The 17489-nt window shown below is 45.1% G+C and carries 13 protein-coding genes; 11 read left to right on the top strand and 2 right to left on the bottom strand.

The window, feature by feature from the left end; translation table 11 throughout:
- Positions 1–253: 253 nt before the first annotated feature.
- Positions 254–1168 (bottom strand): arginase, encoded by a 915-nt coding sequence (locus FLL46_RS18835; RefSeq protein WP_168204235.1) that lies wholly within the window; start codon positions 1166–1168, stop codon positions 254–256.
- A gap of 1176 nt (positions 1169–2344) precedes the next feature.
- Between FLL46_RS18835 and FLL46_RS18830 the strand changes: the two genes are divergently transcribed.
- Positions 2345–3595: a lysine N(6)-hydroxylase/L-ornithine N(5)-oxygenase family protein gene (locus FLL46_RS18830; protein WP_142932888.1), complete on the top strand. Its 1251-nt coding sequence runs from the start codon at positions 2345–2347 to the stop codon at positions 3593–3595.
- Positions 3596–4091: 496 nt separating this feature from the next.
- On the top strand, positions 4092–5078 hold the full coding sequence (locus FLL46_RS18825; protein WP_142932887.1) for an AfsR/SARP family transcriptional regulator: 987 nt from the start codon (positions 4092–4094) through the stop codon (positions 5076–5078).
- On the opposite strand, the gene FLL46_RS18820 is transcribed toward FLL46_RS18825, so the two are convergent.
- Entirely contained in the window at positions 5068–5379 is a 312-nt protein-coding gene (locus FLL46_RS18820; RefSeq protein WP_142932886.1) for a hypothetical protein, read from the bottom strand. The genes FLL46_RS18825 and FLL46_RS18820 overlap by 11 nt on opposite strands.
- A gap of 69 nt (positions 5380–5448) precedes the next feature.
- On the opposite strand from FLL46_RS18820, the gene FLL46_RS18815 reads away from it, so the two are divergent.
- The 9 genes from FLL46_RS18815 (at position 5449) to FLL46_RS18775 (ending at position 17452) form a co-directional block, all read left to right on the top strand.
- Positions 5449–5799: a hypothetical protein gene (locus tag FLL46_RS18815; RefSeq protein ID WP_142932885.1), complete on the top strand. Its 351-nt coding sequence runs from the start codon at positions 5449–5451 to the stop codon at positions 5797–5799.
- A gap of 14 nt (positions 5800–5813) precedes the next feature.
- The gene (locus tag FLL46_RS18810; RefSeq protein ID WP_168204234.1) at positions 5814–9338 is read left to right on the top strand and encodes a papain-like cysteine protease family protein; all 3525 of its coding nucleotides are present in this window, start codon (positions 5814–5816) and stop codon (positions 9336–9338) included.
- Positions 9339–9378: 40 nt separating this feature from the next.
- A complete protein-coding gene (locus FLL46_RS18805) occupies positions 9379–10434 on the top strand; it encodes a hypothetical protein (RefSeq protein ID WP_210418757.1) in 1056 nt (351 codons plus the stop codon).
- Positions 10434–10703, top strand: coding sequence for a hypothetical protein (locus FLL46_RS18800; RefSeq protein ID WP_142932883.1), 270 nt, complete (start codon positions 10434–10436; stop codon positions 10701–10703). Before FLL46_RS18805 ends, FLL46_RS18800 begins: the two co-directional genes overlap by 1 nt.
- A complete protein-coding gene (locus FLL46_RS18795; RefSeq protein ID WP_210418756.1) occupies positions 10700–11563 on the top strand; it encodes a hypothetical protein in 864 nt (287 codons plus the stop codon). The genes FLL46_RS18800 and FLL46_RS18795 overlap by 4 nt, the downstream gene beginning before the upstream one ends.
- Positions 11560–13065, top strand: a complete 1506-nt coding sequence (locus FLL46_RS18790) for a S8 family peptidase (RefSeq protein WP_210418755.1) — start codon at positions 11560–11562, stop codon at positions 13063–13065. Before FLL46_RS18795 ends, FLL46_RS18790 begins: the two co-directional genes overlap by 4 nt.
- 222 nt (positions 13066–13287) lie before the next feature.
- Positions 13288–15039, top strand: a complete 1752-nt coding sequence (locus FLL46_RS18785; RefSeq protein ID WP_142932882.1) for a hypothetical protein — start codon at positions 13288–13290, stop codon at positions 15037–15039.
- A gap of 23 nt (positions 15040–15062) precedes the next feature.
- Positions 15063–16118, top strand: a complete 1056-nt coding sequence (locus FLL46_RS18780; protein ID WP_142932881.1) for a hypothetical protein — start codon at positions 15063–15065, stop codon at positions 16116–16118.
- Positions 16119–16132: 14 nt separating this feature from the next.
- Positions 16133–17452 (top strand): hypothetical protein, encoded by a 1320-nt coding sequence (locus FLL46_RS18775; protein ID WP_210418754.1) that lies wholly within the window; start codon positions 16133–16135, stop codon positions 17450–17452.
- Positions 17453–17489 lie beyond the last annotated feature (37 nt).

Genomic DNA, 17489 nt, shown 5'->3' with positions numbered 1-17489 from the left:
ATTGGAAAATAATTTGAGATATTTTTTACAAATTTTTTTCTCAGATAAAAGTGCGTTTGATTAGTGATTGCTAATACTGAAAGTCGACTTTTAAAAAAGGAGAAGATCGCATAACAAATTGCAAGTAGCATTATTAATTAGCTCAAAAAAATCTCGCAGAAAAATGAAAGGCGACTAAAAACATTTCAACTAAAAAATATCTCAGCAAAAAGTACTTTAACAATTACTAATACTTTAATAGTTAATAGATTAACTAAAAAACACCTTCCAATATACGCGCAACTAATTCAGTTGTTTTATTTCCCTGGTCGAGTAACGGGTTTATCTCAACGACTTCAAGTAGTTTAACTTTGTCGGATGCCGCTAAGGTCGAGATAATTTTCATCGTGTTAAAAGCATCCAGTCCGTCGGTGACAGGTGTTCCGGTTCCAGGAACTAACTCGGCATCCAAAGAGTCAATGTCAAATGAAACATAAATTGAACTACAATGTTCGAGATATTTTAAAGCGGCCGTTGCTACTTCGGTTCCGCCTAGTCTACTAACGGAAGAAACAGAATAATGTGGAATATTATGTTGTTCTAATACTTCTTGCTCTTGTTGTTCTAAATCGCGAATTCCGATATAAACCAAGTCATTGAGTGTGAAAGAAGATTGGCTTAGTCGCTTGGTTTTTTCCCATTCCGCGTGAGTCTCTTGATCAATAGAGTTAATCGCAATTTTTTTATGATCTGCGCCAACAGCTGCAGCAATCGGCATGCCGTGAACATTGCCACTCGGAGTCGTATAAGGAGAGTGGATGTCTGCATGTGCATCAATCCATATGACGCCAATGCGAGCATCAGGATTGGCAGTTTTTAAACCCGCTAAGCTTCCGCAAGCTGTACTATGATCGCCGGCAATTATTCCTAAAGATTCATTTTGATTTTTTTTAAAAAACTCAGAGACGCTCTGAGATATTTGATAGAGACAATCGTTAATTTCTTTCAGGTTGTGTGCTTGTGGTGTCGTATTGTGGCAATCGGATATTTCTGCACAACGAATGACATCAACCAACTCTGCATTCTCGCCCAATAGAGAATACAGTGCGTTTGGCCCTAAAGCCGCACCAGCTTCTGGCCCACCTAAATCACACTCTACCAATAACATTTTTTTGAATTTTTTTTTCATTATTTTCATCCTTCCTGTTGGAAAATTTTTGTTACATTAGACAGGCAGCCCGAAGCCTGTCAAGTAGAATTCGAAGTAAGCTTTACTAAATCAGAAACTGAAAGTTTAAAAGTAAAAGTCATGCAGGATTTTTTTTGCGAGCAATTGGCGAGAGAATCATTTGAAAAGGAATGATTAGCAAGCGCGCTGAACTTGAATGGAGTGACTAATGTTAATTGGAAATTATCTCGCCCTGGTTATCTGTCATGCTGTTTGAAACAGAAAGCACACCTTCTCAGGCCTCTATCTCCACAGAATCGATAAAACAATTCAAGAGTTCTCTTTGAGAGATGTTTCTTTAATTATTTCTGGTTTGCAATATTGGCAAGAGAGGAACCTATGCTTCAAAACTCTATCATAAAATTTGATAAGCAAGATTGGCTAGCTAGTGCGTTATGAAATTGTTATGTCATTAATCGATAGCTGAATAGAGGTAAAAAAAACAAAGGTGGACTAACGCCGAACCTTACGGGCTTTCTAGATTTTTGATAATGGTTTTGTTCGCTTTTTGTTTTTACTCTTGGACAAGAAAGCTTTACGTGACAGTTTTATGAATTTGTTTTTTTCTACACCGCTTAATTTTCGAGCGCTTTAATTATCTGTATATGTGATAAAAATCGTTGACGATTTAAAGGTTGTCCAATAATATTTCTTATTTCGATATTCAAGTTGGCGTTTATAATTTTTTTTGGGAGGAGGGAGTAGAGGACAAGGAAAATATCAAGGTAATTCAATATGCAAGGATAGGAAGGAGTGAGTGTTTGTTGTTTTGGTTGATTAAAATCTCACAAATAGATTTATAAATATTTGGTTGATAAAAAGATTTCAGTTGATAAAAAGATTGTTGAACGAACCGAAAAAAAGACAGTCAAGTTAATTTCAGACAAAAGTAATAATTAATCTTTATCCTCGAACATGAAAAGGTGTTCGGCTATGACTTGTCAGGAAATAATGAGTTGTAGCATTTTATTTATTCAATAAACCAGGTTTGTTGAGTGGGCTAGCGCGCCAGAAACTTTTCCGTATGAGAGGAATAATGGAGCTTGATTGTACGGAACTAAACTTAAACATTGGATATTAATAATATTTTAAGGGTATTGGTAGTCGAGTTCATAACAAAAATAATTGGAGTATTATATGGAAGAACTATACGAATTTATCGGTGTAGGGGCTGGTGTCTTTAATTTAAGTCTGGCTGCTTTACTGGAGGATAAAGGACATAGCAACTATGTTTTTTTAGATAAGAAGAGTCAGTTTTCATGGCATGGCGATATGATGCTGCCAAAAACAGAAATGCAAACCGATCCAATAAAAGATATCGTCACTCCAGTTGAGCCGACGAATCGATTTAGCTTTTTAAACTACCTACAAGAGCGAGGTATTCTCTACCAATTCTTTAACCGCAAAGGACACGCGACAACAAGAAAGCAGTTCAGTGAATATCTTAAATGGGCTGCCAACGGCATCAAGAGTATTCAATATTCTGTTGATGTAACTAGTATCAACTATGAAGATAATCAATTTTTTGTAGAGACTGATAAAGGTCGATATTTGCGTAGTAAACACTTGGTGCTGGGGTGCGGGATTAAACTCAAATTTCCAGCATGCGCTGAGCCCAAAAATATTTCCAGCTATCATCATTCTGCGGCCCACATGAAATACAAAAAAAAATATGATGGTAGAAAGGTCGCTATTATCGGCGGCGGCCAAAGTGGCGCTGAAATTTTTTACGATATTATCAGCAACGACCAACCTGAATCTATTTCGTGGTTTTCTGGCCGATCGCATATCGCACCGCTAGAAGACTCTTGTTTTTCAAATGAAATTTATACGCCTGAATACATTGCGAAGTTTTATACCTTACCTGCCGAAAAAAAAGAAAAGCTTAACCGCGAATTTCTTTACACCAGTGATGGCGTCACGCAATCCTTATCTGATGCGATTTACAATGAGCTTTTTGAAAACAAATACTTTCTGGGCGTAGATACTAATTACAACGTTAAAGTCAGCTCTCGCTTGATCGAAGTTGAAGAACTTAACGAAGGTTATAAGATCTTTGTAAAATGCCAGCTAACTTCCGAAGTCTCAGAGTATATTGTCGACGACTTAATTTTTGCGACAGGATACACCACCCGTTATCAAAGCTTACTATCGAATGTATCGGCGAATCATTCAGAGCTAAACGAGCCGGAGATATGCGAGGATTATTCGATCAACTGGCGTCATAGCGCTACGAATAAAATTTATGTGCAAAACGGCGCGAAGCACACCCACGGCGTGAGTGACCCTAATATCAGTTTGGCGGCATGGCGAGCGAGCGTTATAGCGAACTCTTTGTTTGGAGAAGAGTTATTTAAAATGAGTAGGGAAGCGCTGATTAATTTTTAACAAAGCTCATTTTCTGTCAATATTCCTCACTCTCGCCATGGGTGTGGTGAGCTAATCGTTGTACCTGGTGCCTGATGACATTCCTGCGATGCTGTATTAATCGAATATTGGAATTGGTTAACCTGTGCAACAAGTCGCCGACAATTATCTCGATGTGAGAAAATGGTAGTTTATTTTAAAATTGAAAGTTAATTAACAATAGTTTCTAAGTCGTTAATACAGATAAAAAAACTGTCCTGCTTAAAAGCCTGTCAGCATTTTCCCTACTTGACATAAAAAAAATTGACGACTATATAAATTTATTCCGTTAGATTGCAATAATAAAAAACGGACTCTAATTCCCTTCGCCAATCATGAAAATGCAGCTTATTACTTGGTTAGCTATCCGGTGACAATTTCCGGCGCGCGTAATGGGGCTTATGTAGTTTAAAACTGCGACTCGCTAAACAATAGCAACAACACAATCAGCAAGCGCTCGAATCAATGGATTGGTTTAATGATTCATATTCAATTGTTTGGATCTTTGTCGGTGCAACATGCTATGCCTGATGGAAATATCAACCCGTTAACTTTAACCACCAAAGTGGGCGATATTTTAGCTTTTCTATCTTTATTTCGCGGCCGATATTTTAGCCGTGATGAACTGGTTTCCGAAATTTGGGAAGATAACTATGGCAAAGAGGTCTCGCAAGGGGCTTTTAACACAACCTTGTGGCGACTGAGAAAAAAAATCGAGAAAAAATATTATCGCGCCGGCGAGCTTTTCCGTCGGGACTGCAGAGGCTTTCTCTGCTTTCGCAAAGAAGCCGACGTTTACCTGGATATCGAGGAATTTAAACGTAAAGCATGCCAGTCAACGACTAATCGAGTGGACAAGCTCACTCAAACACAGGTCAATTCATTGTGTGAATCGGTAGAGTTATATAGCGCTGATATTCTCGGCAACTTCACTGCAGAGTGGGCATTGCGAGAAAGAGAGAAAATCAGGCGCGTGTATTTCAACGTGCTGCGGAAATTAATCGAGTATTATCGCTTTCAGAAAGATTACCGTTCGAGTATTCGATATGCTCAACTTATTCTCGATAATGAACCCTTGCGAGAAGACGTCCATCGAGAGTTGATGGAACTTTATGAGCTGAGCGGACAAAGGGCAATGGCATTACGACAGTTTGAGGAATGCCGTAATTTATTGCGTAAAGAATTGGCCATTCCACCCATGCGGCAAACAATGCAGCTTTACCATCAAATTGCTGAACACGCGTTACATCCCGAACATAAGTTAAAAACCGAATCTGATGAGCTGCCAATTGAAACATTCAATGTACTCGAACAATTACCACCAGAACTAACCGATCAGTTTCCTGTTGATACTGTCGGGCCTTCAACAGATTCATCACCAGGCAAACTCATTAATCAGGCACGAAAGCATATTGCGCTGGCGGATGAGCGGCTTAGGAAAACGATTAAACACTTTAATAAATAGCTTTAATTTTAATCTTTATACCATTGAAATATAAGATTATTAAAGTTATTTTTAGCCTTGGTTTACTAGCCAATATTACCTCCCTTTTTTCCTTTAAAGTGATGTCCTTGAAATAACCGTACCTGTTTTTGTCCCCTCTCCTTGAGGAGAGGGCTAGGGAGAGGTGAGGGCTTTTCGGTCTAAAGTAAGCCTCAACTTGTGCAAATTTCCCTCTCCCCAACCCTCCCGGAATGCCGTACCACCCTGGGGGAGAGGGAGCCAAACCTAAATCACACCATCTCTTTCGGCGCTTCAATTTCATCAACATCACTAACCAATCACCAGACAATTTTCTCGTGTGATAACGCGGTGATAACCATGTGACGCCGCAGTGATGACGCTGATTGATACTGAAGCTAACAGTGAGAACAGCGAAATGACATTGAGCGATGAAAAGTCCACTTCCTTTATTGTCCGAATATGGCGTGAAGGGGGAAATACAGCGAAAGAGCAGGTGGATTGGCGAGGTTCAATCGAGCAAGTTCAGTCCGGTGAGAAAACTTACTTTCAGGATTTAAGGTGCATTCAGACTTTTATGAAACCTTATATTGAGGCGCTCGGGATTGAATCTCTGGCGAATTTCTGGGATCTGATGAATGAGTCCTCCATTGATCCCCAAACTAACGGTCAACGACTTGACAACAATGTCACCGCAAAAGCGCCGAAAACCAAGCCCAAATAATGGTAGGAGGAGTTATGCCGCAAATTCGAGCCAACCGAGATTCAATTGATGATCGGTTCAGTGTTCTCGGTTTTAATATCCAAACCGAGAGTCCTTTGTTCGAAGTGGGGGTTACTACAGATCCTGCTTTGTTTCATCCGCAAAATCGTAACCAAAGAAACCGCAATAATTTTTACTCCAGTCGCGCAGTCGGAGCGATCAGAGCCCCGAGGGGGGAAGCGGTTTACTTGCTGCCCCCTCATGTGCTCTCAAATTTTATTGGCAAACAACGACTTTATTTCGGGTTAGCCACCTATTCTGATAATTCCCACGGCAAACCAGACTTTGTACAGACACCGTCAAACGGCAGTATGTATGTCAGTATCAGCGGTCTTTCTGGCCGAGGTTTACAACGCGTAGTTAATAATTTCACGCCGCCTGGTTACGTCAACAACGTCGCCAACGGTAACCCCAGTTTAGAGTGGGGCGGTGATGCTTTGCCGGCTGCCGCTAATGACAGTAACGTGGCAACAACGCCAACGGTAGGCAACAATGGTCAAGCTACCGACACTAATGGACAAGCCAGTCCGCCGCTCGATTACGATGATGGTTTCGGTCCTCTACCGGTGGTTGAAGAGACCAACAATGGTGCCGCCGACCAGGCCAATGGAAGCCAGAATAATGGACAAACCAATGGACCACAAACCAATCGACCACAAACCAATGGACAGTCACCTGACGGCCAGCCAATAGACAACAGTGCCAGTAATCCAGCGCAAAATACGCTAACTCAGCCGGGTGCTACACCCGATAACGGTACAGATGGCGACAGAGCAAATAACGGCCATTCACAACCGCTACAGCCAGGCGCTACCAGTCAGCCGCTGGAATTAATCAGACCCTTTTATGATCCAAGTGACCCATCAAGCGCATTGATGAGCCAAAACAATGCCTTCAGTCTGGAGCGGGAAGAATGGTTTGCCGGTGTTCCTAACACACAGATGTTTCCTCACTCGGCGATTTGCCAGTTATTGATGAGAACCAGTGATGGTCGCCTGTTTCAAGGCACCGGTTTTTATATTGGTTCTAACCGCATTCTCACCTGTGCGCACAACCTCGCCAATAAAGCTTCGGTGACGATTATTCCGGCGCGAAACGGCTCTTCAAATAAACCCTATTCAGAAACAACGGTCACCTCATCATCGTGGAGAATAGCGCCGAATTATTCTGGTTCCGGTGATTGGGCGAATGATTTAGCAGTGATCGATAACGTGCCAATTGCGGCACCTAACGGGCAATACTTTAAATTCCTGCATATGACACCTTCCACACAAATGCCCATCGTGGTGTGTGGTTATTCGGCTGGTTCAAGAGTCGTTCCAGAGTTAAATGAAATTATCGATCCCGATATGCAGCATTTACACGGCGGATACGTAGACAGTCAAAGTAGCCCCGAAACTATCGAATATCCCATCTTAACGCTGATGGGCGCGAGCGGTTCTCCGGTTTACCATCTCAGTGATGAATCAGGACAACTCGAAGCATTAATTGCTGCAGTTCACGTGAACAGTGAGCAAGCAGCAAATGGTTTGAACGGTGGTTGTTTTATCACACCGGACAAGATTGACTGGATTGAAGGCCGCACTACCAGTTTTGCATTGGCGAAAGGCTTAGACTGTGATTACCACAATCGCAATCAGCAGCAAAATGGTCACAGTCGGGCGATGGCGATTCCCCTTGATCCTGGCGAAGGCGGCATGTCGATTAGTATCGAAGCGTTAAGTCCCGGTGATATTATCGTCTCAACGGCTCGACACATCGTTTCCTACGTCATCAGATTAGGCACTTTATCAGCAGTAAGCCATGCAATGTTATATGTCGGTGACGGCAAAGTCATTGAGGCTGTCGGCGATGGCGTTCGAGAAGTCGGTTTAGAACAAGCACTCAATGGCGCGCTAATTGCTGTGGCTTATCGAGATCCTCGGGTTAATTCCGCGATAGCAAATCAGATAGTTAACTACGCTAAAACTCGCATCGGCAACCCATATAATTACGCCGGCGTTGCTTATGTGGGTTATAGCATTCTTAATCCCGGCAAATCGATGCTGATAAACGCGATTGCCGATCGGTTAGGACTAAGAATCGGACAAGCAGGTGCAACTTATTGTTCAGAGCTAGTATTCGATGCCTATGAGCAAGCCAGTGTCCCGTTAGGTGTTCGTCCATCCACCAGTACTCCTGATGATATTGTTGATCTATTTGGTGATCGCCTCGATTATGTCGGTCACCTGTTGGCCGAAGATGTGCCCCTGGGAATCGCTTTATCAAGAACTGCCAGTCATTCACGGGCATTAAACAGTAGTTTTGCAATTCACTGGCAAGGTGTGCCATTTCAACCACAAAGTAGTGTCGCATCCTGTTGGGCGGCCTGCGCCGCAATGGTCGTCGGCTGGCGCGACCAAATGTCGATTGCCGATAGTGATATTGCGGCAAAAGTGCCGGTAATTGACGCCTACAAAAATGGCCTCTGGCCCCGACAAAGACAAGCTCTGGCCGACACCTGGAACCTGGTCGCAGAGCCACCGGCTTCCTATTCGATTAACTCCTGGCGCCAATTACTGCAATCCAACGGTCCTTTGTATGTGGATATGAACTTTTCGCCCAATAGCGGAGGACACGCTCGAGTGTTAGTCGGCATGGAAAGCGATGGCGCCGCTGATGGTTCAGATACGCGCATGTTTATGTACGACCCGTGGCCTGGAACTAAAGGAAAAATTACCCTGAGTTTCGCAGACTTCCTCAGTTTATACGAAGGTAGGACAGATAATTCTGGTGGTCATCTTGAGTACCAGATATTACATTCAGGACAAATTCCTCAAGGATTACAACCGGGCACAGCATCTGCATTTTCAGCGAAACCCGTTGCCGGCCATGAACAATCTGACGTACCACCAAACGGGCAGACAAATGGACCAAATGCTGATTATACGCCAGCGTTGATTCCATCTCCTGAAGCCGTTACCCAACAGCCGACTAATGGTGAACTGGCTCACTCAATGGAAGGTGCCACAGTCGCTATCGCCTCGGTTGTTGCCGGGGCAGTTATGGAGCGACTGGTCAATAACGAAGGCGATATCACCTGGGAGTTAGATCAATTACGCGGCTTTAAGCATCCAAACGATACCGCACCTTCGCCAGTGCCGCCGGCCCATGACGGCACGGTCATTCGATTAACTGATTGGCCTTACATCGAAAACTACTTAACCGATCAGATCAGCGCCGGTTTTGAAGTTAACTGGCAATACAATGGCAAGAGCCTCGGCAATATTTTGATTAGCAACGTCGCCACAAACGACGCTGTGGGCTGGGGCTTAACCGTTAAAGCAAAAATTATGGATGACAACATAGTCTACCCAAGAAACGCGCCAGAATTTGCCGCCTTAAGAGTGCGTTTCGAATACCGTTTCACTCGCACTATTGGCAGCGACAAAATTGCGATTCGGGACCTCCATTTATTCGCTAACGGCCGCTACAACCTGACCGGACGCTGGGAGCAATAGTTAATGAATTTCTATGATTCATGGATAAAGAGATAGCGAGATGAAAGATCCGCATCTGGCAAGTCCTCCACCGGCCACCCTCGGTTTTGACGAAACACTCGACCAAAATTTCGCGCAGCGTCGAGTCGAAGTCGGTCGTGAGAATCAGCAAGGTGGCCAGGGACAAATGACCAGAACGTTCGCTGATGAGTCCGACCCGGCGACAGTGCCGACGCCGAAAAAACAGGCAACCGACACAATCGCGGCTAAAGCCGGCTCGATGATCAACGAAATCGATTTCCCAGGATTCGTTTCCCAATTAGTGAATGGTACATTTGACGCGGTTGTCGACGCGTCAATTCGTCAATTAGAAAGTTATAGTGATCTGGTTGCCGCTATCAGTAAAAGTGTTGATCAATTTACCTCGGAAAATGTGACCGACAATCAGGCGCGCGACTGGCTATCGCAAAAATATACCAGCGATGTGCAACTGGTTTTACCGGCTAATGGTTCTGAGGCTCAGCCACAATTGCTACCACGAAGTCAGGGCTTAAGTCCTGAGTGGTTAGATGATTTTGACATGCAAGGTGAAGAACTCACCAGCGAAATGTTAGAACAAAGAATTTTACCCAGAGTAAGAAGTAAAGTCGGCGCCGAGAGGCAGAGCTTGCTCGCCAGTATGGTGATGTTGGGGATTAACCGAATAGCCGTTCGTGATGGTTCCATTACCGCTAAAGTCATGTTCAGAGCCAACGCGCAAGATACCGCTAAGGTAAATTATGCCGTTGGCACCGATCCCCAACAGGAACTCGATCAGAACTGGGGGCAAAGAGGCAGTCGAACTTATAGCCAGGGAAATACCATGGTGTCTACGCTGGCTGTAAATGCACAAAACGAATCCAATGTGCGCGCCGATTTATTCGGCGAAGTAAAACTAAATTTTGTGAGTGAAACTCTGCCACTTGATCAACTCACTGATGCGGCGAGTATCGCGTTAATTCAAGGACATGCGCCCGGCATAGCTCAACAACAAAACCGACAACTGGTGCCTCAGTCCGGCGGTCAGCAACCGGCAATTGCCCCTAATCAGCCGAACAATAGCGGAGGGCAGGGATAATGCTAAGAGATTTTTCAATGGTATTGCAAGATCTGCAATTAGCGCTAACTGAGGTGAGTAGCGATCCGCTTAACCCGGTTTCAATTGTGGATGCCGAGATGTTATTACCGATTGATATGCGTGTTATTTTTCGCGATCAGGGAACCGTATTGCAAGGCGATGTTCCCCGTTCAAATGACGCGGCAAACTGGTTTCAACGAATTTCCAGAATACGTATTCATTGGCAACAAATGTCAGTTCATTCAGTAACCGGTGAGATCGATCAATGAAAGCTGACATCCCAAATTTAATTCAGGAAAGCGGCGTGCCCTTTGACATGTTTATTCAGGCATTAACCGAACAGTTAGACAAAGCGCAAGCCTCAATGGCGTTAAAAGCCAGAGTCGGCAAAATGCCGTTGACTTTCGCCGTCAAAGAAGTGGACCTGGACTTAAAGGCATTTGTCGAAATATTAGATGATGAAGTTTACGTCAGACCAGCCGGGCCTGGCGATACCGAGGCGAGCACCATCAAGCTCGGCTTAACGACGATCACTAAACCAATGATCGAGGAAAACGCCATCGATTTCGAACCTGGAAAACCAGAAATATCACTTCGGGATGCATTGGGTGGAGGCCAGGAAAGCGAAGACACTCAACGTAAGCTTGAAAGAATTGGCGTGCGAAATGTTAATCAACTGGTTGAGTTGAGAAAAACAGCCGGCTCCGATGTTATTGCCCGACTGGCGCGGCTTCCTCACAATCGTTTACAACGTCTTCTGAAAGTAGCAGACGCTCCCAGAGTTCAGCAAGAGGTTTCTTCTCCTGTCAACACCGAACGACAGCCGGGCATGACCAACCGCGATTTACCGGCCAGGCTAAGAGTCCGTTCGCCGTTGATTGATCAAACTAAAATGCCTAAAGTTTTTGCCCGGGGCGAACGGGTTCCGGTGGTTGAATTAAAAAATGGCGAACTGTTACTTGAACCACTCGCGGTGCAATTAGGCAGTGACGCAATATTAGAGTGGGACAACGGCGAAAAAATGCCATTACAGTTAATCGATGGATTCGATGGTAGCCTGCAGGCGCTTGAGCATTTGGCCGGCAGTAAACGCGCCAGCCAAATAAACGATTCGGGAGCAGGGCAATGATGACAGCTCAAGTTCCCTATCAAAATGCTGCAAATCAGAACACCTTAAATCACTACGCGGTACCAAGGCGTTTCCTGGTCACTTTAAAACTGGGTGAAATGCCAGAAAAAATTCCCAGTATGGTTGCTTGTCGTCACTTCGGCGTCCATCCTGCCAACCGGCTCGACGGTGGTCCTTTTGATCGGATTTTACGTCACCACGGTGGCAGCACCAGAATTTGCCGACTACATAATTCGCGCACCAAGGCGGCACAACGACCTGGCGTAATCGGCGCAAGAAGGTTCGATGAAGCCGAGCAACTTTCCGGCGTAGCCAGAGTGCTGCTTATTCAAACTCAGAACGACGTCCACGCAAGACAACTGATGGAGGCTGTTGCACAAATTCCGATAGTTGAAAAAGTTCAGGCTGATCGAATTTGCATTGCACCTTTTTATTCAGAACCCGTTTTCGAGCGAACACCAGAAACCGACGCTTCCAATTCAATTACAGAAACTGACGAGGCGCAAGCCTGGCAGTCGCGCTTACTGACTCAGTTGCCTCAGGCACTTGGATTTGAGCCTGGTGACCCCTCTGTCGTTGTTGGACTGGCCGATACGGGAATCATGGCCAACCACCGGGCATTAACCGCTAATATTCGCAGAGGTTTTGATACGGTCGACCTCAAACCTTCAATGGTCGGCGACCTGCAGTTGGTTGGCGATAACCGAAGTTTTGATGAGCTACCATTTGACGAAGTGGGCCATGGCACCGGGTGTGCCGGAATTCTGCAAGCCAGCGGCGGTTTGCTGCCACCGGGCGGCGCCGGTCGTTGCGGACTCACGCCAGTGCGAGTTTTGGGGGCAGGGCTATCTGCTCAAAAACGAATCGGTATCGGCGCATTATCGAATATCGACGCAGGAATGAAGCGCCTGATCGATCTGAATGTCAAAGTCGTCAACATGAGTTTTGGTACAGCCAAATCCAGCCTGAGCCAATTTTCGCCGCTCCCTCACGAAGAGGTAGTGAAATACGCATTATCGAGAGATGTCATTCTTGTTGCCGCCAGCGGAAACTCGGGAATTGAAGAAGCATATTATCCCGCGGCACACGAAGGTGTAATCGCCGTTGGTGCCGTTGATAATCACGCAAACCCATGCGCATTTAGTACGCGAGGAAACCATGTCGATTTGTGCGCGCCAGGCAAAAAAGTCTGGACCACCGGCATGAATGGATACCAACAAGTCACCGGAACCAGTTTTGCCGCTCCTTTTGTCGCCGGTGTCTGTGCATTAATGGCGGCCCATGCGGCGCGTCGAGCTCTCCCGCTAAATGCATCAATAGCGGCAGATATATTACGTCAATCTGCGCGGCCATTTGCCTCAGCGAATGTTGAAGGTTATGGCAGTGGTGTCGTTGATGCGCTGGCAGCACTGCAATTGTTGTCTCAAACACTAGACAGTCACCACTATTTAGATGGTCAAAATAGCATGCTTGATCAAAGCAATTTGGAAATGACAGGTTAGGCGTTATTGATTTGACTCATCAGTTGAATTGTTTGAGCAAAAAAATTGAATTGAGTATTAGGTTTTAAGAATTGTATTAAGAGCAGATTTTAAGATTTGGTTTTAGGAATAGGTTTTTAAGAAGTAGCGTGAGTGTCACTGGAATTATTTATCACTCATCACACGGCGGAAACCGTTAAAGATAACACTGTTGAAATTTAATGCCTGAGAGGAGGTAACATCATGAACCGCAAAGTGTTAGTTGATCTGGGCGAACGTGACCACCGTGTTCGGATCGAAATGGAAGAAAAGGCGCAAAGCCTGAGGATTATTCGCGATAAACACCCAAGAGTTGGCTTAAGTGCAGAACAAGAACGGCAATTAAAGCGTTATGAGTACTTGCTCGATCATGATGAAGTTATCGATCCTTTCTATCGCGCTGTTGTCGGCACAGTTTTAAAAACCCCCGATGAACAATTAGAAGAGCTTTTGCACGAACACGGGCTAGTCGGTACTCAAAAAGGCGCTGCTCCCGGTGTTGACATTTCGGATGAAGAACTCGAAATAATTGCGATCTGTGGCTTGATGCAACTTGATGGAATCACTGATCCCGATCGTGAGCACTTTACTAAAAAAGTAAGTGAAGCTCGCGGTGAATATGACAGTCACTTAAATCTTTTCCGAAAAGTTTTTAATTGGCTCGAAGCTCGTCACAATGTCAGTCTGGAAAGCCAGATTAAACAAAAGTTAATTTATGATGGAATTATTGGCTGTGTTGAACCTGGAGATACAAGATATACAATTTCGCAAAGACGTGATCCGGATACAGGCGAAATGCTCGGAACGATTAACAAAAGAAAAGTAAAACCTCACATTACGGATCATGTGATTGCCTTATCAAGTAAATCATTAGCCAATGTTGTACGAAAACTTGTTTCTGATCGCGTTTCTGAAAACGATTCTTTTCTCGAAACCAAAATTGAAGCGGTATTCGAAGGTACAACGGGTTCTTATGATAGTGGTGCAATTTCATCAATGGAAATTGCGCTGCCGGATTTAGAAGAAGCGGTAGACGTTGAGATTATTAAAGAAAACCTTGAAGCGGTACAAGCGATTTATTTCTTTATGATGCTGGAGGAAGCTCGTTTACCGCAAGTGGTTGACTATATCTCCGAAGCATGGCGTCGTGGTGCAATCGCGTTGGGTAAAGGAACCGCCGGTGATGCACTTTACCGCTATCATCGCACGATGCCGGAGCGCCTTAATGAAATTGAAAGAAGAAATTTTTTCATGGGAACTTTTGGTACACCTGGTGGTGATCCTGAATATGGTCGCGATAACGCGCTCTTCTATGAATTGATGCTAAGAACCACTTCCGCGGTCTCACAATATTTCAGAAAGTTTTCTAGAGACAATGTATTTCTTTCGCAAGAATCCATCAGAAAAGCCTGCCGCGAACTTGCCGCAAATCTCTCGGTTAACGGTTATGGTATGGCTCACTATACAGCCGTTGAGTTACAACAAACCATCCTCGATTATCGAGATTTATTATCTGATCCTGAAGTGCTAAGAGCATTTGGTTCAAGAGACATGTGGCAAGTTGTCGACCAGGTGAATGCTAATTATCTGGGCGGGCTGCGTAATACTTATCGCTATCGTATTCAAGCCCACTCAGGCGCAATAATCATTCGTTGGCTGGCCAATAATCATCAAAGATTAGTCGGTCGCCCAGGATTAGATGTGATATCAACTGACGTTTTACGTAGTCCTCATTTACGCAATATAGAAGGAAATCGTCCGCTAGTGAAACCATCGGATTGGGACTTTGTTAATGCTTGCGAACAGTGGCTTGCCGTCGGCGGCGTTCAAGACGATAGCGTTGATCAATATTCGCAACCCATCGAGTCACCACCGATTGCCAGTAAACCGACAGTGATGCCGCAGGTTGCGCGCGACGTACTCGAAAGCGTCGGTATTGATCTACCGGGTATGTAAATTTAAACAGGACGGAATTTGTTATGCAACATCATCACAGTAAAACAGCGCGGCCAATGTCTGACTATGTTAAGCAATCACTTAACTCGGCTTCGAAAATGTTGGGCGTGCAATCGCCGCTCAACTACATGGATGATTTCATCAACCGTTCATTCAGTTTACCGGAAGATGATATCGCTTATGCGGACAATGCGCTGGTTCCTGGTGCGGTCCCTTATGAACCGTCGTTTTCCGAATCCGAGCCCAATAAACTCCGTTTTACCATTCAGCCCCTTGGCCCATCTGCGCCGCCAATTTCAAGACGCAATGACGCCACGCGAGAGATGCGCCGAATTGTCGGACCGGCATTTGGAAAAGACGCGCTCAACTGGTTTGATTCTCGTAGTGAAGAATGGCGCGGATTGAGCGGATTAGGTTGGATGTCCTACGGTGCCTGGTTTGGTAGTGCATTTGATGAAGACGGTCTGTACGCCGCCAAAATTTATTATGAGTTACTACCATCACAGATCGAAGCACTCTCGCCGCAACTCGCACAGACCAGTCGTTTGGTTATGACTCACATGCCAACACTTTACCCGATTTTTACCTCCATTGGATGCAAGCGCGAACTCGCCAGTCAGCGGATAACATTTATGCATCGCGGCCCGTTAAATGTGAGCAATCTTGGCCCGTTAATGAATAATCTCGGGATCGGTCATCAGCTACCCAGCTTAATGCGAGTAGTAGGATTGGCACTCGGCGGACGTTTCGAAATTCCGCAGGGCGGTGCTCTGATTGGATTAAGGCACACGCCAGACGGCGTCGAATTAAAGCTCGAAATTTTATTGGCATCGTTGCCTGACTTACCAACACGCTTTCTCGATTTATTACGACTGGGGCTAGCGGAAAGACCAAGACAATTAAGCGCAATGGATCGTTGGCTTGCTGCGTTTGGGGTTGATAGTGCAACCGAACAAGGACATTTTTCGGTGCTTAGCGTTCGAGTAACGCCGAAGAAAGAAGCCAGCATCAGCTTATATGTCAGACCGATTGAATTTGAATTGAGAGATAACATTGAAGAAGGTCGCGCTCTGGCCTGATTGAGGAGAAAGTTATGTCCAACAACCCAGTGCCAACGACAAACCCGTCGGGAACATCACGCCCAATGGCAAGTCAGGAAAACGTCGATAGTACGCGTACCGCAGTGCGTGATTTATTACAAAAAAGCGCTGCCTACAACGAACTCGATGAGGTTAAGCGACGGGCGTTGGCCAATGACCTTGTGCAAATTGGAACATACCTTGCGGAACCTGATGGTGTTCGTATTGACCCTTCTAAACAAAGTGATTCGGTTCGTGCGTTAGCCGAAGAAGGCGTCAGAAGTCGACGAACACAACAGCAACAAGGTGATGGAGAATTTGTCGCGCAAAGCGCACGCGAAGGCGCAGCAGTTGCTGGCGCATTACTCGAGGCAGTTAACTTTCCTGAATTTGTTTCTGGACTAATCGACGGCGTCTTTCATTCAATCGTTACCAGTTCTATTGAGCAGATGGAAGCTTATGCCAAATTAGTGGCCGATGTTTCGAAAAGTTTAAACCAGTTCAGAGATGAAAATACCACGCAAAATCAGGGGCGCGATCACCTGGTTGAAAGTTTTCCCGATATTTTTGAATTAAAAGTAGATACCGGAGAGTTTGGATCAGACTTTGGCGATTTTGATGGTGAAGGCGGAGAAGGGAGTGAGCAATCCGGTGGACCAAGAGTATCGGTACGAAGTGGCATTGATCAGTCTGCCGCGGTTGAAAGGATTAACCGAGAACTGCCACTCGATCAGCCGGTTGAGCGGCTCGACGATCGTTTGGTTGAGGCGCTACTGGTTCCTGCTGCCAGAAGTCAACTCGCCAGCAGTCGACAACAATTACTCGCCACTACTATTATGTTGGGTATTAACAGGGTGGTCGTGACCGATGGCAGAATCGCTGCAAAAGTCATGTACGATTTCCGCGCGCGAGACAATATGAAGTTTCGTAAAAGTGCACAACAATTTGATTATGGCGATCAACAAATTACCACCCGCAGCGGAAACTTTGAAAGAGAAGGCGCTGTCAATCGCCAGGGCGGTAGTCGTGGCGCTGACGGTAGTTATCAGGGAGGCAGTCGCAACGCAAGTTTTTATTCGAAAGGCCAATACAAAAATACTTCACAACCTGTTTTGAAATTAGCATCGGCTTCGCAGACTTCCGTTGACGCAAGTTTACAAACCCGGGCTTCTTTATCGGGTTCAGTTGAAGTGAATTTTAAAAGTGATTATCTACCACTTGAAAAACTGGCTAACCCTGAATCTATCGCCGCAATTCAAATGAATGCGCAACCGGGAATGGTTAAAAACCTGGCGAATCGGCCACAACCTTCCAACCAGTCAGGATCGAATTAGCCAAAGCGGATTTTCGAAAAATCATTGACTGGATTAT

Source organism: Aliikangiella coralliicola, assembly GCF_007004725.1.
GTDB lineage: Bacteria > Pseudomonadota > Gammaproteobacteria > Enterobacterales > Kangiellaceae > Aliikangiella > Aliikangiella coralliicola.
The sequence above is the reverse complement of the archived record's forward strand: the minus strand, read 5'-3'. Positions and strand labels throughout refer to the sequence as shown.

Bases quoted from the DNA above. Each gene is read 5' to 3' on its own strand.
- FLL46_RS18835 (WP_168204235.1), bottom strand. From the start codon at position 1,168: ATGAAAAAAAAATTCAAAAAAATGTTATTGGTAGAGTGTGATTTAGGT.
- FLL46_RS18830 (WP_142932888.1), top strand. From the start codon at position 2,345: ATGGAAGAACTATACGAATTTATCGGTGTAGGGGCTGGTGTCTTTAAT.
- FLL46_RS18825 (WP_142932887.1), top strand. From the start codon at position 4,092: ATGATTCATATTCAATTGTTTGGATCTTTGTCGGTGCAACATGCTATG.
- FLL46_RS18820 (WP_142932886.1), bottom strand. From the start codon at position 5,379: ATGAAATTGAAGCGCCGAAAGAGATGGTGTGATTTAGGTTTGGCTCCC.
- FLL46_RS18810 (WP_168204234.1), top strand. From the start codon at position 5,814: ATGCCGCAAATTCGAGCCAACCGAGATTCAATTGATGATCGGTTCAGT.
- FLL46_RS18805 (WP_210418757.1), top strand. From the start codon at position 9,379: ATGAAAGATCCGCATCTGGCAAGTCCTCCACCGGCCACCCTCGGTTTT.
- FLL46_RS18800 (WP_142932883.1), top strand. From the start codon at position 10,434: ATGCTAAGAGATTTTTCAATGGTATTGCAAGATCTGCAATTAGCGCTA.
- FLL46_RS18795 (WP_210418756.1), top strand. From the start codon at position 10,700: ATGAAAGCTGACATCCCAAATTTAATTCAGGAAAGCGGCGTGCCCTTT.
- FLL46_RS18790 (WP_210418755.1), top strand. From the start codon at position 11,560: ATGATGACAGCTCAAGTTCCCTATCAAAATGCTGCAAATCAGAACACC.
- FLL46_RS18785 (WP_142932882.1), top strand. From the start codon at position 13,288: ATGAACCGCAAAGTGTTAGTTGATCTGGGCGAACGTGACCACCGTGTT.
- FLL46_RS18780 (WP_142932881.1), top strand. From the start codon at position 15,063: ATGCAACATCATCACAGTAAAACAGCGCGGCCAATGTCTGACTATGTT.
- FLL46_RS18775 (WP_210418754.1), top strand. From the start codon at position 16,133: ATGTCCAACAACCCAGTGCCAACGACAAACCCGTCGGGAACATCACGC.